We start from the raw sequence: 6039 nt of genomic DNA on the forward strand, positions 1-6039 counted from the left end.
CGCCTTCATCTTTGGACAGAATGTACACTTCGGATTCGAACTTGGTGTGCGGCTTGATGGTGCCCGGCTTAGCCAGTACCTGACCACGTTCGATTTCTTCACGTTTGATACCACGCAGCAGAACACCAACGTTCTCACCAGCACGGCCTTCGTCCAGCAGTTTGCGGAACATTTCAACGCCGGTACAGGTAGATTTCGCAGTATCTTTGATACCAACGATTTCAACTTCTTCACCCACTTTGATGATACCGCGCTCTACACGACCGGTAACAACGGTACCACGACCGGAGATGGAGAATACGTCTTCGATCGGCAGCAGGAACGGCTTGTCAATCGCACGCTCTGGTTCCGGGATATAGGTATCCAGGTGGCCAGCCAGTTCGATGATTTTCGCTTCCCACTCAGCTTCGCCTTCCAGCGCTTTCAGAGCAGAACCACGAACGATCGGAGTGTCGTCGCCCGGGAAATCGTACTGAGACAGAAGTTCACGAACTTCCATTTCAACCAGTTCCAGCAGCTCTTCGTCATCAACCATGTCGCATTTGTTCAGGAACACGATGATGTACGGAACGCCTACCTGACGACCCAGCAGGATGTGCTCACGAGTCTGCGGCATCGGGCCGTCAGTCGCAGCAACAACCAGGATCGCGCCGTCCATCTGCGCAGCACCGGTGATCATGTTTTTAACATAGTCGGCGTGGCCCGGGCAGTCTACGTGTGCGTAGTGACGGATCGCAGTATCGTACTCAACGTGAGAGGTGTTGATGGTGATACCACGTGCTTTTTCTTCCGGCGCGTTATCGATCTGGTCGAATGCGCGAGCCTGGCCACCGTAAGTTTTGGACAGAACGGTAGTGATTGCAGCGGTCAGCGTTGTTTTACCATGGTCAACGTGGCCGATAGTACCGACGTTAACGTGCGGTTTTGTACGTTCAAACTTTTCTTTAGACATCGATTGTCCCTCTAAGACACGGATAAATCGGTGATATCACCACATCAACCAGGCAACATGCCCGACTTGTTGAATGCAATAAACAGAGAGAAACAGGGGAGGAGAGATAAAGAAGTGGTGCTGATACCCAGAGTCGAACTGGGGACCTCACCCTTACCAAGGGTGCGCTCTACCAACTGAGCCATATCAGCACGTCTGGAGCGGGCAGCGGGAATCGAACCCGCATCATCAGCTTGGAAGGCTGAGGTAATAGCCATTATACGATGCCCGCATCCTAAAACTCGGCTACCCTATTCTTTCTGTGTTTCAGGAGAAGAAAACTCTCCCTTTGAGTTGATTCAGTTTTGACACCAACTCTGGTCACACAAGGTGACCGAAAATGGTGGTGGGGGAAGGATTCGAACCTTCGAAGTCTGTGACGGCAGATTTACAGTCTGCTCCCTTTGGCCGCTCGGGAACCCCACCGGACTTGATGGTGCCGACTACCGGAATCGAACTGGTGACCTACTGATTACAAGTCAGTTGCTCTACCTACTGAGCTAAGTCGGCATCAAGTAGCGCGCATTCTAGGGAGACAGAGCGCTTGATGCAACTAAAAAATTGCACAAATTGTTCTATCGCTCACATTTTGCACGACAAGGCCGTTAAATGCTGCTATTTCAAGCAAATCAGTGGAAAAAACCAGCATCGTGGCAGCTATGAGAGGCCATACCTTCTCGCCGTTCATGGCGAGCGCACCTCCCATCACTCTGTATAAAGTGCTTTTGCTTCACCCTGATGCCGTTTTTTAACCAATCAAGAAGAAATCCCTTATTGAGGAGAGCGTGATACATATTACCTGTACGCGGGAGTATCACTGTAAAAATGGTCTTCCCGTTTACTGCGAGGAACTTGCCAATTTGTTGTGCCGGTCGTTCAGAGGGACGAAACGAACGGTCATCTTCGTAACATCATCCATCAAGATAAATAAGGTACACCATCAGCTCCGCCGAAGCGGTTCTGGCTAATGCCTTATTAATACATCTGAGAAAGCGAGTTATGCATGGCAACGCAGCCTTCTTTATCACTAAGCACAGGCTGGTTTGCATGCAGAAGATTTCTACAGTAGGTAGGGACGACACTGTCTGCCGAAATAGCGGGTTTCCTGAACTCAGCAGATGGAAACACACATTCAACCATGATTTATTACAAACGCTTATTCGTGGTAATTCCGTTATCTCGCGCTATTGCCTGCCAGTCTCTGAAACGTGATGCTTTCCCCGGAAAGCATCACGCAGACGCGATTTTTCATATTATTCCCTGTCATCTGGTGTTAACCTCCTGCCCATTGTCCTAACTTATATCAATAACGTCGCGCCATCACATTACCTTAAAAGAAGGCTTCTCGCTCCGTGTCGGAAGCATACGTGGCGAGCCACCATGGCAGGCAGAAAAAGCTTATGAGTAAAAAAGAGCAAACGTTAATGACCCCGTACTTGCAGTTCAATCGTAGCCAGTGGGCTGCGCTTCGTGATTCAGTGCCGATGACGCTCACTGAGGGTGAAATCGCACGGTTAAAAGGCATTAATGAAGATCTCTCTTTGGAAGAGGTCGCAGAGATTTATCTGCCGCTATCGCGTTTGCTCAATTTTTATATCAGTTCGAATTTACGTCGCCAGGCTGTGCTTGAACAATTCTTAGGCACGAATGGACAAAGAATACCTTATATCATCAGCATTGCAGGTAGCGTTGCCGTGGGCAAAAGCACCACTGCACGTGTATTGCAGGCTTTATTAAGTCGCTGGCCGGAGCATCGCCGCGTTGAATTAATCACCACCGATGGCTTTTTGCATCCTAATCAGGTTTTAAAAGATCGTGGCCTGATGAAGAAGAAAGGGTTTCCGCAATCTTATGATATGCACCGTCTGGTGAAATTCGTTTCCGATATTAAATCTGGCGTGCCAAACGTTACTGCACCAGTATATTCACATTTAATTTACGATGTGATCCCGGACGGTGATAAAACGGTAACTCAGCCGGATATTCTAATCCTTGAAGGACTCAACGTATTACAAAGCGGTATGGATTACCCTCATGACCCTCATCATGTATTTGTTTCTGACTTTGTCGACTTCTCTATTTATGTCGATGCGCCGGAAGAGTTATTACAGAAATGGTATATCAATCGCTTCCTAAAATTCCGTGAAGGGGCTTTCGCCGATCCGGATTCTTATTTCCACAACTATGCGAAATTGACCGAAGAAGAAGCTATCAATATAGCCACATCCCTTTGGAAGGAAATTAACTGGCTAAATTTGAAAGAAAATATTCTTCCAACCCGTGAGCGTGCAAGCCTCGTTATGACCAAGAGTGCCGACCACGCGGTCGAGCAAGTACGCCTGCGAAAATAAAACAAGGGGAGCGAAATGCTCCCCATTTTATTATTCGGCACTGCGTAAGGAAATTTCACCACCCATCCAGGGTTTAATTACCCCATCCTGTTCAAGCAACAATGCACCTTGTGCATCAATGCCACGCGAGATGCCAAATATTTCTCTCTCGCCGATGATCAATTTCACCGGGCGATCGATAAAGTTATCCAGTTTCTTCCAGCGAGCGAGCCAGGGACTTAACCCTTCTTGTTCAAAAGACTGTAGCGCAGCACGTAATTCATTAATCAGACGGACAGCGAGCGTATTGCGATCAATGACTACACCCGCTTCTTGCAGGTTAACCCAGCCTTGATTGATCACATCACTTTCCGCATGGCGCATGGCAAGGTTGATGCCAGCCCCTATCACGATCTGCGCAGCATCGCCGGTTTTACCGGTTAATTCCACGAGGATACCAGCAAGTTTACGGTCCCCCAGATACAGATCATTTGGCCATTTCACCCGAACATTTTCTGCGCCGAGCTCTTGCAGAACTTCTGCCATGATAATGCCAATGACCAGACTTAATCCGATGGCCGCAGCCGGACCTTGTTCAAGACGCCAGTACATAGAGAGATAGAGATTCGCACCAAAGGGAGAGAACCACTTACGCCCACGCCGGCCACGCCCCGCCTGCTGGTATTCTGCGACACAGGCATCGCCGGATCGCAACTCGCCGATACGATCCAGCAGGTATTGGTTAGTGGAATCAATAACCGGCAATACAGCCACTTTACCTGTTTGCACCTGCGCTACGATCAGTTCTTCATTCAACAATTGGATAGGTTCAGGAAGACTGTAACCTTTACCAGGTACGGTAAATACATCCACCCCCCAGTCACGCAAGGTTTGAATGTGTTTATTGATAGCTGCACGACTCATGCCCAGCCGCTCACCGAGCTGTTCACCAGAGTGGAATTCGCCATCAGCAAGGATAGAGACCAGGGTTAATGGAATGGTGTTGTCTTTCATGCAATCACCTCCACGGCATTGACTTCGCCACGAGGGCCGATAAAACGCACCTCCGGTTCCAGCCAGACATTAAACTTCGCTCCAACCTGTTCACGTACATGGTGAGCCAGGCGGACAACATCTTTACTGGTCGCGTGATTTTGATTGATTAGCACCAGTGCCTGTAACGGATGAACGGCTGCCCCACCAATAGATACACCTTTTAACTGGCATTGATCGATAAGCCATCCGGCAGCGAGTTTTACTGTGCCATCAGGTTGAGGGTAATGGGGAGCTTTCGGCGACTTTTCCAGTAGCGAGGCGGCCTGTTCGGCACTCACAACCGGATTTTTAAAGAAGCTACCGGCATTACCGTTTACTTTCGGATCGGGCAGCTTACTGGTGCGCATGCGGCAAACTTCTTCAAAAACGTTCTGCGGCGTTACGGTTGCCGGGTCCAGACGCGTCAGATCGCCATAAGTCAGAACCGGCTGCCACTGCTTAGATAAGCGTAACCCAACCGCGACGATTGCGTAGCGATCCTGATACTCATGTTTGAAGATACTGTCGCGATAACCAAAGCGGCAAGCTTCTGCCGTTAATCGGCGGGTATTTCCCGTACTCAACTCTACACAGTCGACATAAGCACAGACGCGCTGCAATTCAACACCGTATGCGCCGATGTTCTGGATAGGCGATGACCCAACACAACCGGGGATCAACGCAAGGTTTTCCAGACCGGGCATACCATGCGAGAGTGTAAATTGCACAAGTTGATGCCAGTTTTCTCCCGCACAAACATGAACATGCCAGGCCTCGGCGCTTTCCTCAGTTTCAATACCCAGGATGCGGTTAATAATGACCGTACCTGTGAAATCTTCCAGGAAAAGAACATTACTGCCCTCACCCAGCATCAATACGGGCTGTTCATTACGTAAGGATTCCTGCCACGCTTCAAGTAGTTGCTGCACGCTTTCAGCACGTATTATTTTATTTGCATTGTGATCAATGCCGAAGGTATTCCAGGGCTTAAGGGAGTGGTTCATAGACGCTGTCCTGATGCAAAAACCCGGCTAGTTTACCGCATATACAAAGTGAGCGCTTGTGGTTATATGGGAGGTTTCTTGAGGGATAAAAACGCAAAAAGCCCATCCGTGAGGATGGGCTTCTTACTTATTTGATGCCTGGCAGTTTATGAATCACGTTGTGATTCACCCTTCGGGCCGTTGCTGCGCAACGTTCAAAAGCGCTCGCTTTTGTCCTACTCTCTGTCGAGTAGCGAACTGCCCCGAAGACTGGTGCAGGTCTTTTAATTTGATGCCTGGCAGTTCCCTACTCTCACATGGGGAGACCCCACACTACCATCGGCGCTACGGCGTTTCACTTCTGAGTTCGGCATGGGGTCAGGTGGGACCACCGCGCTAAAGCCGCCAGGCAAATTCTTTGTGCTCGTCCTGTGTCTTTTGCGCTCATACTGCGTTGGCTGCTCTCGCGAGTGTCAGTCACATACTTTTGTATGCTCCTTCCATCGCCTCGTTTGCCGCCTTGTCTCAGCGCAAAATCCTTCGGACTCTGAATCCAAGCTGAAAATCGTCTCAAATCCGCCAAAACATCTTCGGCGTTGTAAGGTTAAGCCTCACGGTTCATTAGTACCGGTTAGCTCAACGCATCGCTGCGCTTACACACCCGGCCTATCAACGTCATCGTCTTTAACGTTCCTTTAGT

Annotated in this window: 4 protein-coding genes, 4 tRNA genes and 2 rRNA genes; 1 reads left to right on the forward strand and 9 read right to left on the reverse strand. The window is 49.4% G+C overall.

Annotated features, from left to right (window positions below):
- From tuf to ABU190_RS27140, 5 genes are all read right to left on the reverse strand, one after another.
- Positions 1 to 952, reverse strand: a 952-nt coding sequence (gene tuf, locus ABU190_RS27120; protein ID WP_354692902.1) for an elongation factor Tu, incomplete at its 3' end; no start/stop codon positions are given.
- Between the two features lie 115 nt (positions 953 to 1067).
- Positions 1068 to 1143, reverse strand: a tRNA-Thr gene (locus ABU190_RS27125).
- A 5-nt stretch (positions 1144 to 1148) separates the two neighbouring features.
- Positions 1149 to 1223: transfer RNA gene (locus ABU190_RS27130), tRNA-Gly, on the reverse strand.
- Between the two features lie 109 nt (positions 1224 to 1332).
- Positions 1333 to 1417 (reverse strand) — tRNA-Tyr (locus tag ABU190_RS27135).
- Between the two features lie 8 nt (positions 1418 to 1425).
- Positions 1426 to 1501 (reverse strand) — tRNA-Thr (locus ABU190_RS27140).
- Positions 1502 to 2391: 890 nt separating this feature from the next.
- Here ABU190_RS27140 and coaA point away from each other — a divergent pair.
- Complete coding sequence (gene coaA, locus ABU190_RS27145; RefSeq protein ID WP_039076759.1) at positions 2392 to 3342, forward strand: type I pantothenate kinase; 951 nt, start codon at positions 2392 to 2394, stop codon at positions 3340 to 3342.
- Between the two features lie 30 nt (positions 3343 to 3372).
- On the opposite strand, the gene birA is transcribed toward coaA, so the two are convergent.
- The 4 genes from birA to ABU190_RS27165 form a co-directional block, all read right to left on the reverse strand.
- Positions 3373 to 4335 carry a bifunctional biotin--[acetyl-CoA-carboxylase] ligase/biotin operon repressor BirA gene (gene birA / locus ABU190_RS27150; RefSeq protein ID WP_354692903.1) on the reverse strand — a complete coding sequence of 321 codons (963 nt, stop codon included), beginning with the start codon at positions 4333 to 4335 and terminating at the stop codon, positions 3373 to 3375.
- Positions 4332 to 5360 carry a UDP-N-acetylmuramate dehydrogenase gene (gene murB / locus ABU190_RS27155; RefSeq protein ID WP_354692904.1) on the reverse strand — a complete coding sequence of 343 codons (1029 nt, stop codon included), beginning with the start codon at positions 5358 to 5360 and terminating at the stop codon, positions 4332 to 4334. Before murB ends, birA begins: the two co-directional genes overlap by 4 nt.
- A 273-nt stretch (positions 5361 to 5633) precedes the next feature.
- Positions 5634 to 5749 (reverse strand): 5S ribosomal RNA (gene rrf / locus ABU190_RS27160).
- Between the two features lie 190 nt (positions 5750 to 5939).
- A 23S ribosomal RNA gene (locus tag ABU190_RS27165) occupies positions 5940 to 6039 on the reverse strand; the annotation flags it as partial.

Origin of the sequence: Phytobacter sp. RSE-02 (assembly GCF_040578655.1) — a bacterium.
GTDB classification, from domain to species: Bacteria; Pseudomonadota; Gammaproteobacteria; order Enterobacterales; family Enterobacteriaceae; genus Phytobacter; species Phytobacter diazotrophicus.